This is a genomic window from Mycolicibacterium sediminis (genome assembly GCF_010731735.1).
Lineage (GTDB): Bacteria > Actinomycetota > Actinomycetes > Mycobacteriales > Mycobacteriaceae > Mycobacterium > Mycobacterium sediminis.
This window is the reverse complement of sequence record NZ_AP022588.1, coordinates 4,613,790-4,637,603: the sequence shown is the minus strand read 5'-3', so window position 1 is coordinate 4,637,603 and position 23,814 is coordinate 4,613,790. Positions and strand designations below refer to the sequence as shown.

The 23,814-nt window shown below is 68.6% G+C and carries 23 protein-coding genes; 7 read left to right on the top strand and 16 right to left on the bottom strand.

Going from position 1 to position 23,814, the window contains the following annotated elements; all coding sequences use genetic code 11:
- Nucleotides 1-7 precede the first annotated feature (7 nt).
- On the bottom strand, nucleotides 8-640 hold the full coding sequence (locus G6N64_RS22225; protein ID WP_163799815.1) for a flavin reductase family protein: 633 nt from the start codon (nucleotides 638-640) through the stop codon (nucleotides 8-10).
- A gap of 100 nt (nucleotides 641-740) precedes the next feature.
- Here G6N64_RS22225 and G6N64_RS22220 point away from each other — a divergent pair, with 100 nt between their 5' ends.
- On the top strand, nucleotides 741-1,610 hold the full coding sequence (locus tag G6N64_RS22220; RefSeq protein WP_163799813.1) for an EamA family transporter: 870 nt from the start codon (nucleotides 741-743) through the stop codon (nucleotides 1,608-1,610).
- An 80-nt stretch (nucleotides 1,611-1,690) separates the two neighbouring features.
- Here G6N64_RS22220 and G6N64_RS22215 read toward each other — a convergent pair whose 3' ends face one another.
- The 4 genes from G6N64_RS22215 to G6N64_RS22200 are packed head-to-tail and all read right to left on the bottom strand — an operon-like array spanning nucleotide 1,691 to nucleotide 5,871.
- Complete coding sequence (locus tag G6N64_RS22215; RefSeq protein ID WP_163799811.1) at nucleotides 1,691-2,548, bottom strand: ABC transporter permease; 858 nt, start codon at nucleotides 2,546-2,548, stop codon at nucleotides 1,691-1,693.
- A complete protein-coding gene (locus G6N64_RS22210) occupies nucleotides 2,545-3,420 on the bottom strand; it encodes an ABC transporter permease (RefSeq protein WP_163799809.1) in 876 nt (291 codons plus the stop codon). Before G6N64_RS22210 ends, G6N64_RS22215 begins: the two co-directional genes overlap by 4 nt.
- Nucleotides 3,421-3,423: 3 nt before the next feature.
- On the bottom strand, nucleotides 3,424-4,611 hold the full coding sequence (locus tag G6N64_RS22205) for a polyamine ABC transporter substrate-binding protein (protein ID WP_163799807.1): 1,188 nt from the start codon (nucleotides 4,609-4,611) through the stop codon (nucleotides 3,424-3,426).
- Between the two features lie 51 nt (nucleotides 4,612-4,662).
- Nucleotides 4,663-5,871, bottom strand: a complete 1,209-nt coding sequence (locus G6N64_RS22200) for an ABC transporter ATP-binding protein (RefSeq protein WP_163799805.1) — start codon at nucleotides 5,869-5,871, stop codon at nucleotides 4,663-4,665.
- 362 nt (nucleotides 5,872-6,233) lie between these two features.
- Between G6N64_RS22200 and G6N64_RS22195 the strand changes: the two genes are divergently transcribed.
- Nucleotides 6,234-6,713: a TspO/MBR family protein gene (locus G6N64_RS22195; protein WP_163799803.1), complete on the top strand. Its 480-nt coding sequence runs from the start codon at nucleotides 6,234-6,236 to the stop codon at nucleotides 6,711-6,713.
- Between the two features lie 7 nt (nucleotides 6,714-6,720).
- Nucleotides 6,721-7,209 (top strand): phosphate-starvation-inducible PsiE family protein, encoded by a 489-nt coding sequence (locus G6N64_RS22190; RefSeq protein ID WP_163799801.1) that lies wholly within the window; start codon nucleotides 6,721-6,723, stop codon nucleotides 7,207-7,209.
- A 1-nt stretch (nucleotide 7,210) separates the two neighbouring features.
- Here the strand turns inward: G6N64_RS22190 and G6N64_RS22185 are convergent, their stop codons facing one another.
- Entirely contained in the window at nucleotides 7,211-8,368 is a 1,158-nt protein-coding gene (locus G6N64_RS22185) for an epoxide hydrolase family protein (protein ID WP_163799799.1), read from the bottom strand.
- Between the two features lie 10 nt (nucleotides 8,369-8,378).
- Nucleotides 8,379-9,914: an adenylate/guanylate cyclase domain-containing protein gene (locus G6N64_RS22180; RefSeq protein WP_246230764.1), complete on the bottom strand. Its 1,536-nt coding sequence runs from the start codon at nucleotides 9,912-9,914 to the stop codon at nucleotides 8,379-8,381.
- A 195-nt stretch (nucleotides 9,915-10,109) separates the two neighbouring features.
- Here G6N64_RS22180 and G6N64_RS22175 point away from each other — a divergent pair, with 195 nt between their 5' ends.
- The gene (locus tag G6N64_RS22175; RefSeq protein WP_163799796.1) at nucleotides 10,110-11,321 is read left to right on the top strand and encodes an acyl-CoA dehydrogenase family protein; all 1,212 of its coding nucleotides are present in this window, start codon (nucleotides 10,110-10,112) and stop codon (nucleotides 11,319-11,321) included.
- 105 nt (nucleotides 11,322-11,426) lie between these two features.
- On the opposite strand, the gene dacB is transcribed toward G6N64_RS22175, so the two are convergent.
- The 6 genes from dacB to G6N64_RS22145 all read right to left on the bottom strand — a co-directional run bounded on the left by dacB (nucleotide 11,427) and on the right by G6N64_RS22145 (nucleotide 17,794).
- Nucleotides 11,427-12,782, bottom strand: a complete 1,356-nt coding sequence (gene dacB, locus G6N64_RS22170; RefSeq protein ID WP_246230763.1) for a D-alanyl-D-alanine carboxypeptidase/D-alanyl-D-alanine endopeptidase — start codon at nucleotides 12,780-12,782, stop codon at nucleotides 11,427-11,429.
- Nucleotides 12,783-12,830: 48 nt separating this feature from the next.
- Nucleotides 12,831-13,454 carry a uracil phosphoribosyltransferase gene (upp, locus tag G6N64_RS22165; RefSeq protein ID WP_163799794.1) on the bottom strand — a complete coding sequence of 208 codons (624 nt, stop codon included), beginning with the start codon at nucleotides 13,452-13,454 and terminating at the stop codon, nucleotides 12,831-12,833.
- A gap of 4 nt (nucleotides 13,455-13,458) precedes the next feature.
- The gene (locus G6N64_RS22160) at nucleotides 13,459-14,664 is read right to left on the bottom strand and encodes a URC4/urg3 family protein (protein WP_163799792.1); all 1,206 of its coding nucleotides are present in this window, start codon (nucleotides 14,662-14,664) and stop codon (nucleotides 13,459-13,461) included.
- Nucleotides 14,661-15,929, bottom strand: a complete 1,269-nt coding sequence (locus G6N64_RS22155; RefSeq protein ID WP_163799791.1) for a GTP cyclohydrolase II — start codon at nucleotides 15,927-15,929, stop codon at nucleotides 14,661-14,663. The genes G6N64_RS22160 and G6N64_RS22155 overlap by 4 nt, the downstream gene beginning before the upstream one ends.
- Nucleotides 15,930-16,001: 72 nt before the next feature.
- The gene (locus G6N64_RS22150; RefSeq protein WP_163799789.1) at nucleotides 16,002-16,247 is read right to left on the bottom strand and encodes a hypothetical protein; all 246 of its coding nucleotides are present in this window, start codon (nucleotides 16,245-16,247) and stop codon (nucleotides 16,002-16,004) included.
- Nucleotides 16,248-16,336: 89 nt separating this feature from the next.
- A complete protein-coding gene (locus tag G6N64_RS22145; protein ID WP_246230762.1) occupies nucleotides 16,337-17,794 on the bottom strand; it encodes an MFS transporter in 1,458 nt (485 codons plus the stop codon).
- Nucleotides 17,795-18,052: 258 nt separating this feature from the next.
- Here G6N64_RS22145 and G6N64_RS22140 point away from each other — a divergent pair, with 258 nt between their 5' ends.
- Nucleotides 18,053-18,790: a YoaK family protein gene (locus G6N64_RS22140; protein ID WP_163799788.1), complete on the top strand. Its 738-nt coding sequence runs from the start codon at nucleotides 18,053-18,055 to the stop codon at nucleotides 18,788-18,790.
- Between the two features lie 98 nt (nucleotides 18,791-18,888).
- Here G6N64_RS22140 and G6N64_RS22135 read toward each other — a convergent pair whose 3' ends face one another.
- Nucleotides 18,889-20,748, bottom strand: coding sequence for an HNH endonuclease signature motif containing protein (locus G6N64_RS22135; RefSeq protein WP_425487201.1), 1,860 nt, complete (start codon nucleotides 20,746-20,748; stop codon nucleotides 18,889-18,891).
- A gap of 150 nt (nucleotides 20,749-20,898) precedes the next feature.
- Complete coding sequence (locus tag G6N64_RS22130) at nucleotides 20,899-21,567, bottom strand: response regulator transcription factor (RefSeq protein ID WP_163799786.1); 669 nt, start codon at nucleotides 21,565-21,567, stop codon at nucleotides 20,899-20,901.
- Between the two features lie 133 nt (nucleotides 21,568-21,700).
- Here G6N64_RS22130 and G6N64_RS22125 point away from each other — a divergent pair, with 133 nt between their 5' ends.
- Both G6N64_RS22125 and G6N64_RS22120 read left to right on the top strand, forming a co-directional pair.
- Nucleotides 21,701-21,982 (top strand): GlsB/YeaQ/YmgE family stress response membrane protein, encoded by a 282-nt coding sequence (locus G6N64_RS22125; RefSeq protein WP_163799784.1) that lies wholly within the window; start codon nucleotides 21,701-21,703, stop codon nucleotides 21,980-21,982.
- Between the two features lie 94 nt (nucleotides 21,983-22,076).
- Nucleotides 22,077-22,466, top strand: coding sequence for an STAS domain-containing protein (locus G6N64_RS22120; RefSeq protein WP_163799782.1), 390 nt, complete (start codon nucleotides 22,077-22,079; stop codon nucleotides 22,464-22,466).
- Here G6N64_RS22120 and G6N64_RS22115 read toward each other — a convergent pair.
- Nucleotides 22,441-23,763 carry a metal-dependent hydrolase family protein gene (locus G6N64_RS22115; RefSeq protein WP_163799780.1) on the bottom strand — a complete coding sequence of 441 codons (1,323 nt, stop codon included), beginning with the start codon at nucleotides 23,761-23,763 and terminating at the stop codon, nucleotides 22,441-22,443. The two genes, G6N64_RS22120 and G6N64_RS22115, sit on opposite strands and share 26 nt — an antisense overlap.
- Nucleotides 23,764-23,814 lie beyond the last annotated feature (51 nt).

Below are 23,814 nucleotides of genomic sequence, written 5' to 3'. Positions count from 1 at the left end.
CCCGGCTTCAGGACCGGTCGTCGGGCCGCGTCATCGCGAACTTCGACTCCGGGCCGATCTCCGCGTAGTCGGCGGGCCCGCCCGCACGCAGGATGGGTCGGGCGCCATAGGTGTCGTAGACGCCGTCGATGAGGCGCTCGCGGTCGATGTGGACGGCCACCACCTGGCCCAGGACGAGCCACGTGTCGACGTCGGTGCCGTCGACGTCGGTGAGCCGGATCAGTTGCGTCAGGCGGCATTCGAAGTTCACCGGACTCTCGAGCACCCGTGGCGAGCCGACCAGTCGGGACGGCACGGGCGTCAGGCCGCTGCGGGTGAACTCGTCTTCGTCGGACGGTATGGACGCCGAGGTCTCGTTCATCGGGTTCGCCAGTTCACGGGTCGCGAGGTTCCACACGAAGTCGCCCGTCGCGGAGGCGTTGGCCACCGAGTCCTTCCACCCGATCGACGAGAAGCCGACGATCGCGGGCCGGTAGTTGAAGCCGTTGAAGAAGCTGTACGGAGCCAGGTTCCGCGTTCCACTCGCACTCAGCGACGAGATCCATCCGATCGGGCGCGGACCGACGATGGCGTTGAACGGGTCGTGCGGCAGGCCGGTGCCCGCGGCGGTCTCGTAGAAGTGCGCGTCGTCTCTGGCCATGGGGTGCCTCCTGGGTCGCTCTTGATCGTCCACGAATGATGAACGGTGTGTCCATGTAAAACACGTGGACGCGAATGGTCATGCACCGTTGAATGGCCTGGTGACATCCAATCAGGCCCGCACCGGCGCCTTCATGGCGACCGGATCGATGCTGAGCGTTCAGGTGGGGCTCGCGTTGTCGTTGAGCTTCGTCGACCGCATCGGCGTCGAGGGCGCGGCGTGGTTGCGCCTCGTCTGGGCCGGGGTGCTGCTCTTGGTGCTGGTCCGCCCGCGGCCGTCGGCGTTCACCAGACGATCCTTCCTGACGTGCGTGCTGCTGGGCCTCGTGACCGCCGGCGTCACGATGCTGTTCATGGCGGCCATCGCACGCATCCCGCTGGGCACCGCCAGCGCGCTGGAGTTCCTCGGACCGCTCGGCGTGGCGGTGTTCGTCGGCAGGGGCGGGCAACGTTTCCTGTGGCCCGGTCTCGCCGCAGTGGGCGTCCTGCTCCTGACGCGGCCGTGGGAGGGCACCGTCGACCTGGTCGGCGTCGGCTTCGCCCTGTCGGCGGCCGTCTGCTGGGCGCTGTACATCCTGCTCACCCAGCGGGTCGGCGACGACGTCGAGGGCATCCAGCCGCTCGCCGTGTCGATGGCGACCGCCGGTCTCTTCGCGACCCTCGTCGTGGGCCCGATGGTGCTGCCACGCGTCACGCTCGACGTCCTGCTATGGGGCATCGGCCTGGCACTGCTGCTGCCGGTCATCCCCTTCACCCTCGAACTGCTCGCGCTGCGACGCCTCACGACCGCCGCGTTCGGCACGCTGATGGCCGTCGAGCCCGGCTTCGCGATGCTGGTCGGATTCGTCGTGCTGGCCCAGGTGCCCGGCGTCGCGGCGCTGATCGGCATCGCACTGGTGGTGGCCGCGGGCATCGGCGCGGCCCGCAGCGGCGCCCGCACCGTGCCTCCCGTACCGGCCGAGGTGGGCTGACCCGCTACCCTCCGCCGAAACTGCGGTGAGATCGCGATTTTCGGCTCGCCGACGATCTCCCAGCAGTCTCGGCGAGATCCTCAGGTGATCTTCTTGCGGCGGTACAGCGTGCCGACCGCGAGCAGGATCAGGCTGATCACCAGGATCGCCGTCGCCAGCACGTTGATCTGTGGCGGCACCGCGGCCTTCACCGCCGCGTTGACGTACAGCGGATAGGTCACCGTCGACCCGCTCACGAAGTACGTGATGATGAAGTCGTCGAGCGACAGTGCGAACGAGAGCATGGCCGCGGCAACGATTCCCGGCACGATCAGCGGCAGCGTGACCTTGAAGAACGTCCGGGCCGCGTTGGCGCCGAGGTCCATCGACGCGTCCTCCAGCGTCCAGTCGAAACCGCGGACCCGGGCCCGCACCGTCATCGCGATGAAGCTGACCTGGAAGGCGATGTGCGCGATCACGATCGTCGAGTAGCCCGCAGCCCAGCTGAGGTCGAGGAAGAGCGTGAGCAGCGATGCGCCCATCACCACCTCGGGTGCGGTGAGCGGCAGGATGAGGAACGTGTCGATGGCCCGGTCGCCACGAAAGCGCTGGCGTACCAGGGCGATCGCGACAAGCGTGCCGAGCACCAGCGCGACGGCAGTGGACACCGCGGCGACGTTGAGGCTCAGTTTGAGCGCCTCGGTGAGTGCCGGGTACTTGAACGGGTCGGCCCAGTTGTCCAGCGTGAAGCCCTGCCAGGTGTAGTTGAACTTGCCGGCCGGCTTGTTGAACGAGAACAGGATGATCACGAAGATCGGCAGGAACAGGTACAGCAGTACCAGTCCGGCGACGATGCGAAGCACGTTGTCGCCCAGGTTGAGTCGCTGCGCGAGGGACCGCTTGGGAGTCACGTCGCCGACGGTCTCGTTGGCCTCGGTGATGTCGTCGTGAATCGTCATACGAGGTCCTCCGTTCCCAGCGCCCGGGTGTAGAGCAGCACGCCCACCACGATCAGCGCCATCAGCAGGAAGCTCAACGCGGCCGCCGCCGGATAGTCCTTGACCACCAGGAACTGTTTCTGGATCACGGTGCCGATCATGGTGGTCTGGGTGCTGCCGAGATAGTCGGCGTTGATGAAGTCGCCGACCGCGGGGATGAAGACCAGCATGCTGCCCGCCAGCACGCCGGGCATCGACAGCGGCAGGATCACCTTGCCGAAACTTCGTGGCGCAGATGAGTACAGGTCCTTCGACGCCTCCAGCAGGCGCGGATCGATCTTCTCCAGGCTCACGTACAGCGGCAGGATCATGAAGATGATCCAGTTGTAGGTCAGCCCGCCGATCACGGCCCAACCCGTGGACAGCAGCCGGCCCTCGTCGGGCAGCAGTCCGATGGCGCCGAGCCCCTGCACCACCCAGCCCTCGTCGGCGAGGATCGTCTTCCAGGCCAGGGTTCGGATCAGGAACGTCACGAAGAACGGCAGGATGACCAGGCCGAGGATCAGGTTCTTGTATCTGCCTGCCTTGAAGGCGATCACGTACGCCAGCGGATAGGCGAGCAGGATGCACAGCACCGTCGCCACGGCCGCGTAGATGAACGATCTGGTGATCTGGTCGGAGTACGTGCTGAAGGCGTGACCGAAGTTGCCGAAGTTCCAGTCGAACGTCAGCGTCGGCAGGTAGATCGAACCGGCCGAGGTGGACAGGGACGTCCGGGCCAGTGACACGAACGGCACCACGAAGAAGATGCCGAGGTACACGAGCGCCGGCAGGACCATCAGGTAGGGCGCGACCTTGCTGCGCTGCCTACCGCTCGCTGCGACTCCTGCCATGCGTCAGCCGCCGGTGACGGCGGCGTAGAGGGTGTTGTACTCCTGGGTCTGCTCGTCCGTCAGCGCAGCCCACGACTTCAGGTTCGAGTCCATCTCGGACGACGGGTTGATCAGCGGGTTCTTCGCGGCTTCCGGATCGACCTTGGCCAGCTCGTCGGTCATGTCCGTCAGCACCGGCACGTACTGCACGAACGCCACCAGCTTGGCGTAGTTGGCGCGGTCGTAGACGTAGTTGATCCACTCCTCCGCCCCCTTCTGGTTCTGCGTGGTGTACGGGATCGTCATGGTGTCGATGAACCAGTCGCCACCCGACTCCGGCACGATGAACTGGAGGTCCGGGTTGTCCGCCTGCAGCTGCACGATGTCACCGGAGTAGGCCTGGGCGATCGCGATGTTGCCCGCGGCCAGGTCATCGGCGTAGTCGTTGCCGGTGAACCGGCGGATCTGGCCCTTGTCCTTCTGCTCGCGGACGAGGTCGACGGCCTTGGTCACGGAGTCGGTGCTGGGGTCCTCGACCGACCCGCCCTGGGACTGCATGATCATCCCGAGGCCGTCCTGCATGTCGGAGAACAGGCTGACCCGTCCCTTGAACGCGGGATCCCACAGATCGTCGATCGACCTGATGTCTCGTCCCGTGGCCGCCCGGTTGTAGGCGAGGCCGACCATGCCGGTCATGTACGGCGCGGTGACCTTGCGGCCGGGGTCGACCTTCGAGTCGAGCAGGTCCGGGCGGAGGTTCTTCTTGTTCGGCACGCCCTCCTCGCTGATCTCGTTGAGCCAGCCGAGGCCCTTGATGCGGGCGGCCATGAACTCCGTGGGGACGACGAGGTCGGCGCCGATGTCCTGCTTGCGCGACAGCGGCTCCTTGACCTTGGCGAACCACTGCTCGTTGTCGTTGAAGTCCTCCTTGTAGTCCACGGTCAGACTCGAGGCGGTCTGGAAGGCGGCCACGAATCCGTCGGCCATGTACAGCGGCCAGTTGGAGATGCGCAGGGTGTCACTCGACGTCCCCGTCGTGTCACTGCCGCCGCCACCGGAGGACGAGCTGTCCGACCCGCACGCCGCCAGGAAGGCCGGCCCGAGGATCGCGGCGGCCGCCGCCGCGGCACTGCCGCCGATGAATCGCCGCCGGCTGGTCGGATTCGCCGCCAACCGGGAGAGGAGTCGAGGGTCGAAGTCGTTGCGGGCCATGGCTGCTGTGCCTTTCGTCGGGTGCGTGGAGAAGTCGAGGAGGTCGATCGGTCAGTCGTCGAGCATCTCCTCGAGATCCTCGGTGGTGGGGATGTCCGCGGCGGGCAGGACGAGGGACGCCTCGGGATCCCAGCCGACGTGCACGGCTTCGCCAGGGTGCAGGGTGGGCAACCGCTGCTCGGGGCCGACGTGCGCGAGCACCACGGAGCCGTCGGGTGCGGTGATCGACACCCGGATGACCGGCCCCTGGAACGTGAGGTCCTTGACCGTGCCCCGAACGGAGACGAACTCCCCGGAGAGCGGATCGAGGGAGACGCGCACCCGCTCGGGGCGCACCATGAGCGTGGCGTGACCGCCGGACTCGATGGCCGTCGCACCCGCACGCGCCTTCAGCGACGTGCCGAGGACGGACACCTCGGCGACGCCGTTCGAGACGGCGGTCTGGCGTCCTGGCCAGAGGTTGGCCTGCCCGATGAAGCTCGCCACGAACACCGTCGACGGAACGTCGTAGATGTCGGTCGGCGACCCGATCTGCTCGACGTTGCCCGCGTTCATGACCGCGATGCGGTCGCTCATCGTGAGCGCCTCCTCCTGGTCGTGCGTCACGTAGATGAACGTGATGCCGACCTCGCGCTGGATGCGCTTCAGCTCGAACTGCATCGCGTGCCGCAGCTTCAGGTCGAGCGCGCCGAGTGGTTCGTCGAGTAGCAGGGCGCTCGGGTAGTTCACCAGTGCGCGGGCCAGGGCGACGCGTTGCTGCTGACCACCGGAGAGCTGGGAGGGCCTGCGCTTGGCGAAGTCGGTAAGCCGGACGATGTCGAGGATCTCGTCGACGCGGCGCTTGACCTCCGCTGAGTCCATCCGGGCGGACTTCTTCCGACTGCGCGGCCCGTACGCGACGTTGTCCCACACGTTCATGTGCGGGAACAGCGCATAGTGCTGGAACACGGTGTTGACGTTGCGCTTGTGCGGCGGGACCTTCGAGACGTCGACGCCCTCGAGGCGGATGGCCCCGGTGGTGGGGGTCTCGAAGCCCGCGATCATCCGCAGCGTGGTGGTCTTGCCGCAGCCCGACGGTCCGAGCATTGAGAAGAACTCGCCGGAGGCGATCGAGAAGTCGGCGTCGGCCACGGCGACGTAGTCGTCGAACCTCTTCGTGACGTGGTCGATCTCGATGACCGGGCGGCCCGCACTGCGGGTGGCCCCGTCCTCTCCGGTCGTGTGGTCGACGGCTGTGGTGCCTGTGCCGGTCAGTGTCATCTCCCTCGTACCCGCGCACGGCTGTCCGCCGGGGCCATGCCGGCCCTGATCAGCCCGTGCGCCGTGGGTAAACCTTCGCTGATCTTGCAGACCTTCGCAACCGTTTCCGCAACGAATTTACATTCGGACGATGGATTCCCTCGTCGTGAATGTGGCCGAGATGCAGATTCCGCGCGCCCGGACCTGGGCACTTACGCACCCGTCGACCGCGCCGGACCAGTCGGCGCACTCGGTATCGGCCAACACCGCCGTGTCGTCGGCTCCGCTGTGGCAGCGTCCTGTCTCGCGTGACTACGGTGGGATCGCGATCGCGCCCGAGCGTGTGGCGCACCGGCCCCCGGGCCCGACGAAGGGATACGACGATGCGTCCTACGACTCTTGCCAAGACCGGCGGGGCGGTCCTCGCCACCGCGGTGGTCGGCGGTCTCGCGAGCCGCCCGGCCCAGTCCGCCTGGTTCGCCGCCCTTCGCAAGCCCAGCTTTCAGCCGCCGCGCCAGGCGTTCCCGATCGTGTGGCCGATCCTGTACGCCGACATCGCGGTGGTGTCGGCGAATGCGGTCGACACGCTGACCGAGCAGGGCCGCCGAGACGAGGCGAAGACGTTCTCGATCCTGCTCGCCCTGAACCTGGTGTTGAACGCGAGCTGGTCGTGGCTGTTCTTCAGCCGACGCAAGCTCGGGACGTCGGCGATCGCGGCGGGGGTTCTCGCCGTCAGCAGCGCCGACCTCACCCGCCGGGCGGCGAACGTCAACGGTGCCGCGGCAGCACCGCTCGGGTTGTATCCGCTGTGGTGCGCGTTCGCGACGGCGCTGTCCACGCGGATCTGGATGCTGAACCGCTGAGCCGGTGATGGCCAAGTCCGAGGGCGACGGCGAAGAGGAACGCCAGCGCCTCGCCGACCGGGTGCTCGGCTGGGCCGAGGACGCGATCTACTGGGGCATCGCCGTGGTGCTGCTCCTGGGCTCGGTCGCGATCCTGGTGGCCCAGTTCGCCAAGCTCCTCCACCTGCGCGATACGCCGACGTCGACGCTGGCCATCGAGATCCTCGACGGCCTGCTGCTCATCTTCATCTTCGTGGAACTGCTCTATGCCGTCCGGGTCAGCCTGCGCTCGCACGAGATCGTCGTCGAGCCGTTCCTGATCGTCGGGATCCTGGCGGCCATCAAGGAGATCGTCGTGCTCTCCGTCGAGGCCGCCGCCCTGCTGAACAAGGGTCCCGAGTTCTCCCGCGCGGCGGTGGAGATCGGCGTGCTCGGCGGTGTGGTCCTCGTGCTGTCGCTCTCGGCGTGGGTGATGCGGGTGCGGACGTCGGAGAGCGGCACGCGGGACGAGGACTGACTCAGCGCACGCTCGAGAAGAAGGCCCGCACGTCGTCGACGAACAGTTCGGGTTGCTCGAACGCGGCGAAGTGACCGCCGCGCGGCATCGTCGTCCAGTGCGTGATGTGGTAGTTCTGCTCGCACCACGACCGCGGCGTCGGGCCGATCTCCTTGGGGAACGACGCGACGCCCGTGGGCAGTTCGATGCGGCCGGCGCCACCGAACGACGTCTGGCTCTCCCAGTACAGGCGCGCCGACGAGGCACCGCTGGCGCCGACCCAGTAGATCATCACGTCGTCGAGCATCTCGTCGCGGCTGAGCGCGTTCTCGGGATGGCCGTCGCAATCGGTCCACGACCAGAACTTCTCGACGATCCACGCCAGCAGCGCGACGGGGGAGTCGACGAGGCCGTACCCCACCGTCTGCGGACGGGTGGCCTGCTCCTTGAAGTAGCCGTTGTCCTGGGTGCGGTAGTGGTTCAGCCCCGCGAACGCGGCCTCGTCCTCGTCGGTCGGATTGGACTTCGCCTCCTCGGTGGGGGAGCCGATGGGGAAGTTGGTGTGGATGGCGACGCAGTGTCCGACGTCGCGTCCGATCTGCGCGGTGACCGCGCCACCCCAATCGCCGCCCTGCGCGCCGTAGCGGCCGTAGCCGAGCCTGGTCATCAACGTCTCCCACGCCGCGGCGACTCGGGCGACGTTCCATCCCGTCGCGTCCGGCTTGCCCGAGAAGCCGTAGCCGGGCAGCGACGGGCAGACGACGTGGAATGCGTCCTCGGCGCGTCCGCCGTGCGCCGTGGGATCGGTGAGCGGCTCGATGATCTTCGCGAACTCGACGATCGATCCGGGCCAACCGTGCGTGATCACGAGCGGCATCGCGTCGGCGTGCTTCGAGCGCTGATGGATGAAGTGGACGTCGAGGCCGTCGATCTCGGTGGTGAACTGGTCGAACCGGTTGAGCGCGGCCTCCCGCGCCCGCCAGTCGTACTCCGACGCCCAGTACCGGGCGAGTTCGCGAGTGTAGGCGAGCGGGATGCCCTGACTCCAGTCGAGTGCCGTTCCGTCGCCGACGGTTTCGGCCTCGGGCCACCGGGTGTCGTCCAGTCGCCGCCGAAGGTCGGTGAGGACGTCGTCGGGGACGGCGATGCGGAACGGGATGACGTCGTCGGTGGAGGGCATGCCCTCCTTTCTAGTCGCGGTGGGCGACCAGGCGCACCGAGATCCGCGTCGGTTCGGCGCGTCCGCGCAGCAGGATGGGATCTCGGATCTCCCAGTGCGCGCGTTCGGCGTCATCGACGCGGTCGGTGGCGGCGCCGGACGCGAGCGCGCGGCCGTCGACGACCTTGGCGGCGTCTGCGAGACGCGCGGCCTCGTTGACCGGGTCGCCGATCACCGTGTACTCGTAGCGGTTCTCGGCCCCGATGTTGCCGGCGAAGACCGGTCCCGCGGACACGCCGATGCCGAAGTCGACGTCGGGTAGCCGACGCAGGTCGTCGGCGAGGGCACGTGCCGTCCGCAACGCGGCCTCCGCGGCGTGCTCGGTGGCCACCGGCGCCCCGAACACCGCGAGGGCGGCATCGCCCTGGAACTTGTTGATGAGCCCGCCGCGTTCGTCGACGGCGGCGACCACGATGCGGAAGAAGTCGTTGAGCAGGGCGGCCACCTCGCGCGGTGAACGGGTGGACGGAAGGCGCGTGGACCCCGCGAGGTCGATGAACAGGATGGCGACGTCGCGGACCTCGTCGGACTCGGCGCCCCCGCCGGACTCCACGGCCAGCCGTGCGACGTCGGGACCGACGTGCCGGTCGAACAGGTCGCGCAGCCGGTCCCGCTCGAGGAGTCCGGCGACCATGCGGTTGAACCCGTTCTGCAGCCTGCCGATCTCGGACTGCTCGTAGACGTCCACGGTCCGCCCGAGTTCGCCGCGTTCCACCTCCGCCATCGCCGCGACGACGTCGTTGAGCGGGTCCGAGATCGACTTGGACACCAGGATCAGCGCCCGCAGGCTCAGCGCCACGGACGCCGCCGACAGCACGACGACCGGCACCACGACCGACGCCGACGTGGGGATCAGCCAGCCGTTGGCGGCGAACACCACGATGAGGGCGATCGTCGCGGTGGGCAACGCACTGTTGACCAACCACATCAGGACCAGGCGAGCAGTGACACCGGGAGCGGTCTCGCGGCTGACGAACTCCTTGCTGGCCGCGGCGACGACGGGCCGGAGGATCGGCTGGGTGAACAGCATTCCGGTGCTGACGCTGGACGTGCAGCCGAAGGACACCGCGAGCAGTAGGAGCAGTTCGACGCCGATCCCGGCGCGCGTGTTCGCCGCGAGCAGCACCGCCCCACCGACCAGCCAGGTGGCGAGCAGCAGGATGGACTGGCGCCTGTTGGCGTCGATCGCGCTACTGCGCTGCACGGCGTCGGGTGGGTCGCCCGAGACGTACCAGCGCAGCGATGGCGCGACGATGAGGTACCCACCGCACGCCGTCGCGATCACGCCTCCGACGATCAGCCCGATGGCCAGCGCGAGGTTGAACGGGGTGGAGAGCCCGGCGGCTTCTGCGCCGTGGACCTGCAGTGACAACGAGATGACGACGGCGGCGACCTCGGCGGCCGTCACCAGCTGGGCCAGGGTCAGCCCCAGTGCGTAACGGACTCCCAGGCGCGTCGCGGAGACCCGGCGAGGCGTCCTCGACTGGTCGTTGCGCACCGGGGTCACGGTGTCACATCTTCGCGGTAGCGGGACGCCTCGGCGGGGAGAACCGTCGATCTCGGCCACCGCGGGGGCGGGGCGGGACTTGACCGACCGGAATCACAGTGTACAGTCGTTCACCGAAGCCGGTTGTCGATAGCTCGCATCACGCTGCCCACACCTCGCGCCCCTGCACCCGGACCCGTGAAAGGACCACTCCCGATGTCGTTTTCGCTCGAACCGTCCGAGGACGTCATCCAGATCAGGGACTGGGTGCACGAGTTCGCTGAGAACGTGGTGCGCCCCGCGGCCGCGGAGTGGGACGAGCGCGAGGAGACGCCGTGGCCGATCATCCAGGAGGCGGCCAAGGTCGGCCTCTACTCCCTGGACCTCTTCGCGACCCAGTCCGCAGAGCCCACCGGCCTCGGCATGCTCACGGTGTTCGAGGAGATGTTCTGGGGTGACGCCGGCATCGCGCTGTCGATCCTCGGCACCGGGCTCGCGGCGGCGTCGCTGGCCGCCACCGGAACCCCCGAGCAGCTCGGGGAGTGGCTGCCGCAGATGTTCGGCACCGTCGACGAGCCGATGCTCGCGTCGTTCTGTGCCTCGGAGCCGGGCGCCGGCTCCGACGTCTCGGCCATCATCACGCGGGCGAAGTACGACGAGGCGTCCGACGAGTGGGTCATCAACGGCACGAAGACGTGGGCCACCAACGGTGGCATCGCCAACGTCCACATCGTGGTCGCGTCGGTCTACCCCGAACTGGGCTCGCGAGGCCAGGCGACGTTCATCATCCCGCCGGGCACCAAGGGATTCAGCCAGGGCCAGAAGTTCAAGAAGCACGGCATCCGCGCCTCGCACACCGCCGAGGTGGTGCTCGACGACGTCCGTCTCCCCGGCAACCTCATCATCGGCGGCAAGGAGAAGTTCGACGAGCGGATCGCCAGGGCGCGCGACGGCAAGCGCTCCGCCGGCCAGGCCGCGATGAAGACGTTCGAGCGCACCCGGCCGACGGTCGGTGCGATGGCGCTCGGCGTCGCCCGCGCCGCATACGAGTACGCGCTCGACTACGCCCAGCAGCGTGAGCAGTTCGGCCGCAAGATCGGCGACTTCCAGGCGACCGCGTTCAAGCTCGCCGACATGAAGACCCGCATCGACACCGCCCGCCTGCTGGTGTGGCGCGCCGGCTGGATGGCCCGCAACGACAAGCCGTTCACCAACGCCGAGGGATCGATGGCCAAGCTCGCCGCCAGCGAGACCGCGGTCTACGTGACCGACGAGGCCATCCAGATCCTCGGCGGCAACGGCTACACCCGCGACTACCCGGTCGAGCGGATGCACCGCGACGCCAAGATCTTCACGATCTTCGAGGGCACCAGCGAGATCCAGCGCCTGGTGATGGCCCGCGCCATCACCGGTCTCCCGCTGAAGTAGGGAGCTCCCTCGGCGACCGTGCTCCCCGCAAGCGGGGTGCCCCAGTCTGCAGCCGACACGCCGACCCGGAACCTGAGTTCACGCACGCTCGCGGCAGGTCCGCGCTCAGCGGCATCCGCACTGCCGCAGGACGGTGGCCACGGCGTCGAGGGCGGGTTTCGCGACGTCCTGCATCGTTCCGGTCGACATGAGCGTGAAGGTCAGCGCCCGTCCGTCGACGTCGGTGACGAAGCCCGCCAACGCGTTCACGAAGTCCAGGGTGCCGGTCTTCGCCCGCACGAACCCCGCACCGGGGGCCGGCGCGACGAACCGGTTGGACAGCGTCCCCGAGCCGCCGCCGACTGCGAGGTCGTCGACCATGGGTCGCAGCGTCGTCGAGTGCTCACCCGAACCCGTTGCTGCGGTGAGGATGTCGTCGAGGAGTCGGGCGGGGATGCGATCCTCGGTCGAGAGGCCGTTGAGGTCCTCGATCGACAGTCCCGTGAGGTCGAACCCCGCTTCGGTGAGCGCCTCGGACACCGCGGCCACCGACCCGTCGAAGGTCGGCGACTGTCCGCGGGCGCGCGCCACCTCGAAACCGATCGTCTCGGCGGTGACGTCGTCGGAGGCGACCATCATCTGGTGCAGCCGCACGCTCAGCGGCGCGGACCACACGGTGGCGACGGGCTCCGCCGTCGGCGGGGCCGCACCCGTCGTGACGGCCGCGGGGTCCACCCCCAGCCGCTGGGCCAGCGCGCGGCCGACGTCCAGGGCGGGCGTGGCCGAGCGAGGCGAGTAGTCCATCAGCGGCGGTAGACGCCCACCCTCAAGCATGACCGACTCGATCGGCGCGATGCTGCCGCCGGCGATGTCGATCGGGTTCCATCCGACGGCCATGGTGGGTCCGGGGAACAGTGACCCGTCCACCACGACGTTCCGCACCGGGATGCCCGACGCGCGGACCTGGTCGGCGAGGTCGTCGAGCCGCGGTGCGTCGGTGTAGTAGCCGATCGTGCCCGCCGGCTCGGCGGTCAGCGTCGCGTCGCCGCCGCCCACGAGGACGACCTCACCGGGAACGGCGCCGGGAACCACCGTCGTCGGCACCCGGTGTGCGGGCGACAGGGTGAGCAGGGCGGCGGCGGCGGTGAGGACCTTGGTGACCGAGCCGGGTGTCTGCGGGAGTGCTGCACCCTGCGACCACAGTTCTGCGCCGGTGAGGGCGTCGGTGACCTGTCCGGTCAGCAGGCCCAGGTCGGGGTTCGCCAGCGCGGGGGCGAGTGCGGCCGCGAGCCCGTCGACGGTGGGGGTGGGCGCGTCGGGGGACAGCGGAGCGAATGGCGTCGCCCGCAGTTGGGGGCCGACGTCCTGCTGCGGGGTCGGCCGCGTGGCATGGACGCGGGTGTAGGCGTAGATCCCGGTGGCACCGGCGAGGAGGGCGATGACGACTGCTGCCGCGATGAGGACCACCCGGCGTGACGTCACGCCCGATTGTCGGCTACGCCCGGTGCGTCGGGCAAACCAGGGTGGCCGCTACTTGGTGCCGAAGATGCGGTCGCCGGCGTCCCCGAGCCCCGGCACGATGTAGCCGTGCTCGTCGAGCTGCCGGTCCACGGCGGCCGTGTAGATGGGCACGTCCGGGTGCGCGCGCTCCATCGCCGCGATCCCCTCCGGGCACGTCAGCAGGCAGACGAACTTGATGGACTTGGGTCGGGCCTCCTTGAGGCGCTCGACGGCGGCCACCGCGGAGTTGCCGGTGGCGAGCATGGGGTCGACCACCACGACGTCGCGCTCGTCGAGGTCGCCCGGCAGCTTGAAGTAGTACTCGACGGCCACCAGGGTCTTCGGATCGCGGTACAGACCGATGTGGCCGACCCGTGCGCCCGGGACGACGGCGAGCATGCCGTCGAGGATGCCGGTGCCCGCCCGCAGCACCGATACGAAGACTAGCTTCTTGCCGTCGATGACCCTGCCCGTCGTGTGTTCGAGCGGTGTCTCGATCTCGACGTCCTGGGTGGGGATGTCGCGCAGCACCTCGTAGGCCATCAGCATCGAGACCTCGTGCAGCAGCTGCCGAAACGTCCTCGTGGACGCATCCTTTCGGCGCATGAGCGTCAGCTTGTGCTGCACCAGCGGATGGTCGATCAGATGCACCATGGCGTCAGAACACCGTCCCGTCACTATCGATGGTCAGGGGTGGGAGTCCACCCCGGAGGCGATGGGCGGTGGCGCGGCCGGCTGCCCACGTGCCACCTTCGAGGACGCGGGCCAGCGGCACGTCGACGCCCAGGTCGGTTCGGACGAGCGCGGCGACCTCGTCGAGCAGTGCCACGGTCAGCGCTCGCCACTCGACGACGAGTTCGTCGCCGGCCGACCACGTGCGCGTGGACCATTCGGGGTCGCGCAGCGCCAGCACGCCGCCGTCGATCAGCAGTCCGCCGTTGCGGTACTCGGGCAGCCCGGTGAGGGCGTCGATCCCGTCGACCGCCACCCCGGACCACTCGAGGGGTTCGAGCAGTGAGTAGGTGAGCCACTGCGACAGCTTGTGGAACGGCATCCAGCCACCGGTGCCGTCGGGTCCGGGGATCGCGGCGTGGTGCCAGCAGTCTCCGAGCGGGATGTCTCCGATCACGTTGTCCGACGGCCAGATCGGCGACAACGAGACCAGCAGCTGGGTGAGGATGGCGTGGGCGGTGATGCGCCGGTCCGCGCCGACGAGCGCGTCGAACAGACCGCCGGGCCGAGCGGGGGAGCCGAACACGACAGGCTGCGCGTCGAGTTCGGCGCCGAGGCGGCGTAGCACCTCCACCCGGCCGGGAAGTCCGATAAGTGGGTTCGACGCGTCGACCTGGAACGCCCGGGCGAGGGAGTCGACGTCGAGCGCGCGCAGGCTTGCGGCGTCGGCGCGCAGCGGTCGGGTGGGGTCGCTGGAGAACAATCCCGCCGTGAAGGCGTGAAAGCTGGCCACTCCCAGGCCCTCCGAGCGCGTGAACGTGGCGCCGCCCGTCTCGCGGTAACGCCAGTCCGGACCCGCGCCCGCGTCGAGCAGCACGCTGACGACGGTGAGGTCGATCATCGCCCGGGCGCGTTCGCGGTCGTCGGCGTCGTCGAGGAGATCGCCGAGTCGGCGCCTGCGGTCCACGCCGCCCGCCTCGAAGTGCCGCCACCGACTGTGGAACGGCACGTCCAGGTCCGGATGGCGCGACCGGGTGAGCGTCGCGACGTCATGAGCGACCTCGGGCAGTCGGTCGTCCCACACGGTGAACCAGGGGGAGTCGCCCGCGCGTGCCCGGTTGAGCAGCAGGCCGGCTCGTTCCCGGATGGTGGCGGTGGACCTGAGCGTCGTCGCTGCCGCGTGGGCGTTCACGCGTCGAGTCCGCGGCCCTTGGCCTTCTTCAGTTCCGCGGCGTCCGGGATGGGTCCGGGTGTGAAGTACCCGGCCGCGGTCTTCGCGTCGATCTCCACGCGTGCGTCCGCCGGGATGAGGTCGTCGGGGAGGTTGACCCTCGTCCCCACCTCGATGCCGGAACCGGTGATGGCGTCGTACTTCATGTTGCTCATCGAGACCAGTCGGTGGATCTTGCGGATTCCCAACCAGTGCAGGACGTCGGGCATCAGTTCCTGGAAGCGCATGTCCTGCACGCCCGCAACGCATTCCGTGCGAGCGAAGTACTGGTCGGCGGTGTCGCCACCCAGTTGTCGCTTGCGCGCGTTGTACACCAGGAACTTCGTCACCTCACCGAGCGCGCGACCCTCCTTGCGCGAGTACGACACCAGTCCGACGCCGCCGCGCTGGGCGCCGAGGATGCACTCTTCGATCGCGTGCGTCAGGTAGGGCCGGCAGGTGCAGATGTCGGAGCCGAACACGTCGGAGCCGTTGCACTCGTCGTGCACCCGCGCGGTGAGTTCCACCGAGGGGTCGGCGAGATCACCCGCGTCGCCGAACACGTAGAGCGTCTGCCCGCCGATCGGCGGGAGGAACACCTCGAGGTCCGAGCGCGTGACGAGTTCGGGATACATGCCACCCGTCTCCTCGAACAGCGCGCGGCGCAGATCGCTTTCAGTGCAACCGAACCGGCGGGCCACCCCCGGCAGGTACCACACGGGCTCGATGGCTGCCTTGGTCACCAGTGCGGCGCCACCCTCGAGCAGGAAGCGGCCGTCGGGTCTCAGGCGGCCACGCGCGATGGCGTCGGCGATCTCGGGGAGGATGACGTGGGCACGCGTCACCGCGATCGACGGTCGGATGTCGTACCCGGCGGCGATCTCGCCCGCGAACACGTCGGCGACCGAGGCACCCCACGGGTCGAGGCTGACGATCGCGTCCGGGTCGCTCCACTGCGGATGGGGACCGATCAGGTGGGTGGGCGACGTGTTGGTCAGATCCGCGCGGTGGTCGCGTGACAGGGCACCCGCGGCCACGGCGAGTGCGCGGTAGACGCCGTACGAGCCGCTGTGCGTGCCGATGACGTTGCGGTGCAGGCGCGTGGTGGTGGTGCCGACGACGGGCCCACGTCCTGTCGGCGTATCGGCGCCCCAGGTGATCGGCAGCGCGCCGAAGCCGCCGCCGTGTGACGTCAGCCGGATGTGGCCTGCCGACCGGGGTGCCGCAGGTGTCACGTCAGACGACATGGTGCCTCCTGGTGGGAAGGCGCCAGCTTAGCGATCCTTCGGAGCCGCTGCCGGTCGTCCGGCGGGGTGGGGTTAGTCGGGTGTCTCGGTGGTGGCCGTGACGGGTGGCGTCGCCACGATCGGGGTGTCGGGACCTTCGGTGGCGCCGCCGTCCACGGAGGGCTCGGCGGTGGTCATCTCGGGGGTGGTGACGGGCCCCGGCGGTGCCGGCTCCGGCTCGGCCTGGCTGGCGCCGCTGAAGGTGACCGCGACGGCAGCCGCGACGACGGCGGTGGCTCCGGTGAGCCCCATCGACTTCTTCATCGGGGTCGATTCCATGACTGTCTCTCCTCGGTGTTCGTGACGACTGCGCTGTCGTCGCCCGAGCGCCTACCCGGCCGTCCACCGGCTAATCGGGCGTTCCGTCATCAGCCCCACTCGTGGTTCATCGCCCGCGAGTCGACGTTGGTGTCGGCCGCACGAGGCGACCCCTGGCCGGCGCGGGACGTCGCGATGAGGACCAGGGCCGCAGCCGCGGTCACCGCACCTCCGGCGAAGATGAGGACGAAGGCGTGCTCGGAGGGCAGGCCCGTCGACCCTTCCGCGGCGGAGCGGGCGAGCAGGACGGCGACCGCTGCCGCCGCGATGGAACTGCCTACCGTGCGGGCGATGGCGTTGACACCTGTGGCGACCCCGGTCTCGTCGGCGCGAACCTCGCTGACGACCAGCGCGGGCAGTGCCCCGTAGCCGAGGCTGATGTAGGCGTTGACCCAGATGCCGGCGACGATCACCTGCCAGGATTGGTCGTGGGAGATCGCCAGCCAGAGGAAGCCGATCACCCCGGTGACGGCGCCACTGACGAGCACCACCCGCGCACCGAAGCGTTCGATGAACCGTCCGCTCAATGTCGCGGTGACGAATCCCGCGATCGCGCCGGGGAGTAGGAACACCACACTCGCCTGCAGGACCGTCGCGCTGAAGCCGTATCCGGCGACGTCGCGGTCCACCTGGACGAACTGCGTAAGGCCGAGGAAGCCGAAGTACAGACCCATGCCGACGAAGATGGTGGCGAGATTGGTCAGCAGGACCGCGCGCCGCGACAGCATCGTGATCGACACAAGCGGGTGCCGCTGCCTGCGTTCCCAGGCCCACCACGCTGTCAGCACCGCCACTCCGGCGGCGGTGACGCCCAGGGTGGCGGGCGAGACCCAGCCCCAGGAGTTGCCCTGGGTAATGGCGAGCAGCAGCGCGGACAATCCGACTGCCAACCCCGCTGCGCCCAGCCAGTCGACGGTTCCCACGCCGCGGGTGGAGACGGCCGGGACGACGGTGACCGCGAGGACGATCACGACGAGCGTGAACCCCGTGGTGAGCCAGAACACCCGGTGGTAGCCGGCGTCGCCGTTCATGAGGAGGCCGGTGACAACCAGGCCGACCCCGCCGCCGAAGCCCAGCGTGCCGGACAGGACGGCGAGCGCACCCACCACCGCGCCCTCGGGCAGTGCGTCGCGTAGCAGAGCCACGCAGATCGGGTACAGCGAGAAGGAGACGCCCTGGAGCACTCGGGCCACGATGAGCAGGGGCAGCGACGTCGTCAACGCGGCGAGGATCGAGCCGGCCAGCACCGCGACGAGCACGCAGAGCAGGACGTACTTCTTGTTGTAGAGGTCGGCGAGACGCCCGATCAGCGGGGTCGACGCGGCGGCGGCGAGTAGGTTCGCGGTGACGGCCCAGCTGACGGCCACGGTCGACGCGTTCAGCTGTTCGGCGATGATGCCGAGGATCGGGACGACGGCGGTCTGCAGCACCGCGACGGTGAGCGCCACCAGGCTCAGCGCGGCGACGAGCAAGCGCGGCCGAGGATGGATGGTGCTGACGTCGGACACCCGTGCCGCCTCCTTCGCTTAGGTAATTACCCAGCCTATGCAGGCGCTGGTTCGTGGAGCGCGTCGAGGTGGCGCAGCACACGTGTGATGACCAGTTGGTGACACGCCAGGAGCGCCGGTTTCCTCGCTCGGAAGGCTGGGGAAAACACGGCCGTCGAATCTGGAGTGCGCGTGCACCTCGATGACGACCCGGCAGCTGCGCCGGACCGCAACGAGGCGGACTACTCACGTCCACGACGACATCATCGAAGGATTACGATGCCCGACAAGGGTTTCCCTGCTGACGCCAAGGTGAGGGTCAGATTCGCCGTTGCGTTGGCTGCGGTCGCAGGCATTGCCGATGCGATCGGTTTCATCCAGTACTCCCAGCTGTTCATGTCGTTCATGAGCGGCAACACGACGCGGTTCGGCGAAGCGGCCAGCACCGCGGACTGGACGCAGGTGATCCGCTTCGGCGGAGTCATCATGCTGTTCTGCTTCGGGGCCTTCGCCGGGACCCTGATCGCCGCGTGGGCCAAGCGGTGGCGACTGGCGACGCTGCTGACGATCCAGGCGTGCCTGCTCGCGGTCGGCAACGTGGTCCCGCAGGGCTCGGAAGCGGTTCCGCTGCATGCCTATCCGGTGGTGCTGGCGCTCGGGCTGCAGAACGCGACGCTGCAGGACGAGGCCGGACGCAGCCTGGCGCTGACGTACGTCACGGGCTCGGTCGTGCGGTTCGGTGCCGGCCTCGCGAACATGCTGCTGCACAAGCCTGCGCCGTCGTTCTGGATCCAGGGTCCGCTGTGGGCGGGTCTGACGGTGGGTGCCGTCGTGGGTGGACTACTCGCCAACCGCTACGGGGAGGCGGCGTTCCTCGCGCCGGCGGCGCTGTCGGCCGGGCTGGCGCTCATCGCGCTGGTGATGACGATTCGCAACCCCGAGAGTGACGCCATCGCCAGCGATTTCGCCCCGCAGCCCGATGCGCACCCCGAGGCCAAGCCGACCGTGGCGCTGTGAAGGTGGCGCTGTGAGGGTGGCACCGTTCGGAACGGCGCGCGGGTAGGCCCGCGACACTCGGCTCCGGCCGATGGGCTGGGGTGGCGGGTGCGGCGGCGCTAGGCCGCGGCGGTGTCGGGTGGGCCGCGTCCGTCGGCGTGGGGGTGGATGCGCAGCAGGGTCCAGCCTGCGTCGCGGAGGCGGATGTGGTGGGGTGTGTTGGGATCGTCGTCTAGCGCAAGGCATGCTTGGGCGCCGACGGGCGTGGCTTTGAACGCGAGGGTCAGCGCTGCGGCGTGGTCGGAAGTCGTTGCGGAAGCGCTTGCGGGCGTTGGGGTGCCGGGCTCATGGTCGGGCTGCATTGGTCTCGGCTGCGGTTGCGGCTGCGGCTCCGGCGACCCCTGTGGCTCCGGCGGCGGGTCGGGCTTCGGCTCGGGCCCCGCAGATTCCGGCGACCTTTGTGGCCGCGGGTCGAGCCCTTCCTCGGCTTCTGCCTCTGCGGGCCCCGGCTCCTGCGGCTGCGCGGGCCCTGCCTCTGCTCCCGGCGGTTGTCGCAGGCTGGCGGATCTGCGTCCTTGCGTTTCGTCGGCGTCGTCGCCCGTGTCGTCCTGGGGTGGGCGCAGGAGCAGTTCGGGGCGGTGGCGGTAGTTGATCGGGGTGTGGCCGTTGTCGAGGTCGGGTGGGGGTTGCCATTCGACGTCGCCGCGGTCGGTGATGGTGGTGGTCCAGCCGCCCTCGCCGACGAGGCGGTTGTCCGCGCCGCACGCCAACGCCATCTCATCGACGTTGGTGTTGCCGCCCCGGGCCCAGTCGGTGACCGCGTGATGGACCTGGCAGCCGTACGCCCCGACCGGGCAACCCGGTTTGGTGCAACCCCCGTCGCGGGCGATCAACATGATCCGCTGCGCGGGGGACGCGACCCGGCGAGCCCTGAACAACTCCAACGCCGACCCGCTCGCACGGTCGAACACCGCCAAGTAGTGGTGGGCGTGCGCCCCCATCCGCACCACGTCCTTGATCGGTACGGTGGTGCCACCGCCCGTGACGCCGACCCCCGCCCTGGACTCCAGATCCTGCAGGGTGGTGCGGATGATCACCGACACCGGCAGCCCGTTGAGCCGGCCCAGGTCCCCACTCATCAACGCGATCCGCCCGATCACGATCAACGCGTCGTGCTGGCGTTGCGCGCGGCTGCGGTGATCACCGTCGATCTGAGCCTGGCTGGGGGTGCCCGAGATACACGGGTCGGGATCGGCGGGATTGCACATCCCCGGCGCGGCGTACTTGGCCATCAGCGGCTCCAACACCGCCGCCGCCTCCGGACTCAGATGACCGCTCAGGATTCTGGTGCCGTCAGGCCCTTGCGGGCCGAACTCCACACCCCGGGACTGCTCGGGTTCGGTGTCGTCGGGCTCGGGGCCGTCCTGGTCGAGCAGGAACAGCCGCATCTCCGCGGCGTCCTTGAGGTCCTTCGGCCCGACGGTGACCGCGATCCGCACCAGGTCCACTTCGATCTGGTCGCGGGTGGGGGTGTCCACCCACGCCGGCATCCGGCCCATCGCGTCGCGCAGGATCTTCACGTGTTCGGCGGTGATCGCCCCGACCGCCTGGGCGGCGGCCACCGCGGGCAGCAGCGGCGCCAACGGTTCCCCGGTCAGGCCCGTGCGGGGTGCGAGGTCGGCGGCCTCGGCCAGCCGGCGGCTCGCCTCGGCCGCAGACACCCGCCACCGCAACCGCAGCACCTCGTTCCAGGACTTCGCGCCCATCCCCTGGGGGGTGGTCTCGGCCTGCAACCGGGCCAGCAGGCGGTGGCGTTGGGTGGGCATCTGACACGCGAACGCCTCGAATTCGTCCCACACGGCCAGCACCTGGGACCGGGTCAGCAGATCGATCGGCAACGCGGCGAACGCCTCGTAGTCGGCGCGCAGCCGTCCGACCGCCTCCCACGCCGCCTCCGCCTGCATCCTTCGAACATACATTCGAACACCGACAAGCGGAGCGAAATCGGCAACTTCGGCTTTCGTCTCGCCGCCATGGAGGTCTTGCCGAGTACGGGCCTAGCCGTGTCAATTGCCTTGCTTGGCAGAGTGGAACGCTCGCCATGTCATCAGCGCACGGCGCGGGACGAACTACGGTCCGCCCTTCCAGTGCTCGATGCGGTTGTGATCCGGGGTGAAGCCGTGCTTCACACCCCACAGCACGGCCTGCGTCCGACTCAGCACGTCGATCTTGCGGTAGATCGTTCGGATGTAGGACTTGATGGTGTTGGGACTGAGATAGGTAAGGGCCGCGACCTCGGCGTTGCTCTTGCCCTGGGTGATCAGGGCAAGGATCTCCGCTTCCCGGTCGCTCAGTCCCTCCCCGCGGCCCGGCCAGTCGAGCCCGACGGCGCTGCGGGCACGCGGCGGGACGTCGCTGACGATCGTCTCGCCGGCGTGCACGGCCTCCAGGGCTGCCACCAGTTCTCGCGCCGGCAGTGTCTTCGACAGGTAGCCGTGGGCACCCTTCTCCTGCGCGTTGGCGATCAAGTCGGGATGGAAGTTCCACGTGTACACCACGACTCGGCGTGCTCGAGGATTGGCGACCAGGGCGGCGATTTCGTCGTGGTCGGCCTCCGGCTGGGCGAAGGAGTCGTACAGGACGATGTCGACGGAGTCGTCGAGACTCATGTTGGAGTCGATCTCCGCGACGACGACTCGATCGCGATAGCGATCGAACATGTTGGCCACGCCGATGAGGACAACGTCGTAGTCGTCGACCAACGCAACGGTGATAGGAGTGTTCTCGGGCGGCGCCATCCCATCAGATTACCTACTTAGGGGTGTACCGGTACCCCCCTTAGGGGTGTTGAACTGCTATCAGCGTCGAGCACTCGCCCGACCGACTCGATCGCAGCGCGTAGTAGGCGCTGATTCAGAAAGGCTCACAGCCATGATCGGACTCATCGTCACCATCATCGTCGTCGGACTCATCGCCGGTGCGCTTGCGCGCCTGCTGGTTCCGGGCAAGCAGAACCTGTCCATCGCCATGACGATCGTCCTCGGCGTCGTCGGTTCGTTCGTCGGCGGGTTCCTCGGCTACCTGCTGTTCGGCAAGGACAGCGCACAGGGCCTACTGCAGCCCTCGGGGATCATCGGCTCGGTCATCGGAGCCGTCCTGGTCCTGGTGATCTGGCTGGCGGTCAGCCGTCGCAGCGCGGTACGCACCCGGTAGTTCGTACGCGTGCGACGGAGGCCCATCCCGGTGGGCCTCCGTCGTCGCACACCCATTGTCAGGCAATCAATTTCGAACGAGGTTAGGAACGGCCATGATCGACGTCGGCAATGAAGATGCGGGCCCGGCAGCCTCGGGCACGGTGGAGGAGTGGTTCGGGCGCGTCGTCGTCATCGCGGTGTCCGGCGATCTCGACATGGTGACCGCCCCGCGGCTGAACGTTGCGATCGACGCGGCGATCCGGAAGGACCCGCAGGCGCTCGTCGTCGATCTGTCGGCTGTCGACTTCCTCGCGTCTGCGGGAATGGGCGTGTTGATCGCGGCGAGTCAGCGGCTCGCGAACTCGACGGGGTTCGGCGTGGTGGCGCATGGTCCCGCCACGAGCCGGCCACTGATGCTGCTCGGCATCGATTCGCTGCTGGACGTCTTCGACACGCTCGACGAGGCCCTGACGTCGGTCACCACGCCAGCAACCCGTCGATGACGGTGAGCTTTCCGTCGCAGAACGTCAGATGGATGTTCTCGGCGTCGTAGAGCACCATCGGGTCTTCGGTCGGATCCCGTCGCAGGACGAGCAGATCGGCGAGCTTTCCCGGCTCGACACTGCCCAGGAGACGTGACATGCCAACGGCTTCGGCGCTCGTGACGGTCGCCGCGGTGATGGCCTCACTCGTCGTCATCCCGTATTCGACGAGAGCGCGGAACTCGAGCGCGCTGTACTCGCCGTACCGTGTCAGCGGCTCGTAGACGGTGTCCGAACCAAGGGCGATCTTCACGCCGGCCGCCTTGGCCGTCTGGAAGCTGGTCACCGCCTGCGAACTGTAGGCGTGGCCGAACTCCTCGTCGTGATCGTCGTAGAGGTCGCGGTAGAGGAATGCGTCGGGACGGACCTTCGGTGCGACGGGGCCCCCGAGGGGGACGAAGTCCCGATACCAGTTCACGATCAGCTGCAGTGTCGGCACGAGGATGGTGCCGTTGCGGGCCATCTTCGCGGCCAGTGCCTCATCGATGTCCTCGCCGTGTTCGATCGTGTCGCAACCGGCGTCGACGGCCATTTCGATGGCGGTGCGGTTCTCGGCGTGCGCCATGACCATGGTTCCGGTCTGTCGGTGTGCCTCCTCGACGCACGTGCGCAATTCGTCCATCGAGTAGTGCACGTCGCCGTTTCGGTCGTGCGGCCAATTGTCCCCGCCGCTCACGAAGATCTTGATCGCGTCGGCGCCCTCGCGAAGCAGGTACCGGACCGACTTGATGATCTCGTCCGTACCGTCCGCCATGATTCCCCAGACCCCGTTCTCGCGAACGTAATCCGGGGTGAACTGAAACAGGTCGGCGTGACCACCGGTACGCGACAGCCCCGGCCCACACGCGATCACCTTCGGGCCCGGCAGCTTCTGTTCGAAGAAGACCCGCTTGAGATACAGCCCGTTCCACGACACGTCGCGCGCCGTCGTAAACCCCCTCTTCAGGAGCTGTTGTGCTTCGTACACGGATCGCATGGCGCGCAGTATCTTCGGCTCGGCGATGACCCCGAGCTCCTGGTCGTCGATCGTGGCCCTACCGCCGGATAGATGAACGTGCGCGTCGATCATCCCGGGCATGACGTAGTGCCCGTCGAGCGGGACTTCCTGTATCGAGTCGTCGGTCCGGTAGTCGGCCATCGGAAGGACGGCCGCGATTCGGCCGTCCCGGACCACGACGGCCTGATCCAGTCGGGGCGGACCACCGTGTCCGTCGACCACGCCGACGGACAGCAATGCGAAGTGCCTGCCGATCTTCACGTGCCGAGTTCCTTCGTCCGGTCCGGTTGGCGGAACGCGTACCAGCTCAGG

Bases quoted from the DNA above. Each gene is read 5' to 3' on its own strand.
- G6N64_RS22195 (WP_163799803.1), top strand. From the start codon at position 6,234: ATGCGTCCTACGACTCTTGCCAAGACCGGCGGGGCGGTCCTCGCCACC.
- G6N64_RS22135 (WP_425487201.1), bottom strand. From the start codon at position 20,748: ATGTATGTTCGAAGGATGCAGGCGGAGGCGGCGTGGGAGGCGGTCGGA.
- G6N64_RS22130 (WP_163799786.1), bottom strand. From the start codon at position 21,567: ATGGCGCCGCCCGAGAACACTCCTATCACCGTTGCGTTGGTCGACGAC.
- G6N64_RS22215 (WP_163799811.1), bottom strand. From the start codon at position 2,548: ATGACGATTCACGACGACATCACCGAGGCCAACGAGACCGTCGGCGAC.
- G6N64_RS22120 (WP_163799782.1), top strand. From the start codon at position 22,077: ATGATCGACGTCGGCAATGAAGATGCGGGCCCGGCAGCCTCGGGCACG.
- G6N64_RS22200 (WP_163799805.1), bottom strand. From the start codon at position 5,871: ATGACACTGACCGGCACAGGCACCACAGCCGTCGACCACACGACCGGA.
- G6N64_RS22155 (WP_163799791.1), bottom strand. From the start codon at position 15,929: ATGTCGTCTGACGTGACACCTGCGGCACCCCGGTCGGCAGGCCACATC.
- G6N64_RS22150 (WP_163799789.1), bottom strand. From the start codon at position 16,247: ATGGAATCGACCCCGATGAAGAAGTCGATGGGGCTCACCGGAGCCACC.
- upp (WP_163799794.1), bottom strand. From the start codon at position 13,454: ATGGTGCATCTGATCGACCATCCGCTGGTGCAGCACAAGCTGACGCTC.
- G6N64_RS22225 (WP_163799815.1), bottom strand. From the start codon at position 640: ATGGCCAGAGACGACGCGCACTTCTACGAGACCGCCGCGGGCACCGGC.
- G6N64_RS22140 (WP_163799788.1), top strand. From the start codon at position 18,053: ATGCCCGACAAGGGTTTCCCTGCTGACGCCAAGGTGAGGGTCAGATTC.
- G6N64_RS22210 (WP_163799809.1), bottom strand. From the start codon at position 3,420: ATGGCAGGAGTCGCAGCGAGCGGTAGGCAGCGCAGCAAGGTCGCGCCC.
- G6N64_RS22175 (WP_163799796.1), top strand. From the start codon at position 10,110: ATGTCGTTTTCGCTCGAACCGTCCGAGGACGTCATCCAGATCAGGGAC.
- G6N64_RS22205 (WP_163799807.1), bottom strand. From the start codon at position 4,611: ATGGCCCGCAACGACTTCGACCCTCGACTCCTCTCCCGGTTGGCGGCG.
- G6N64_RS22190 (WP_163799801.1), top strand. From the start codon at position 6,721: ATGGCCAAGTCCGAGGGCGACGGCGAAGAGGAACGCCAGCGCCTCGCC.
- G6N64_RS22125 (WP_163799784.1), top strand. From the start codon at position 21,701: ATGATCGGACTCATCGTCACCATCATCGTCGTCGGACTCATCGCCGGT.
- G6N64_RS22185 (WP_163799799.1), bottom strand. From the start codon at position 8,368: ATGCCCTCCACCGACGACGTCATCCCGTTCCGCATCGCCGTCCCCGAC.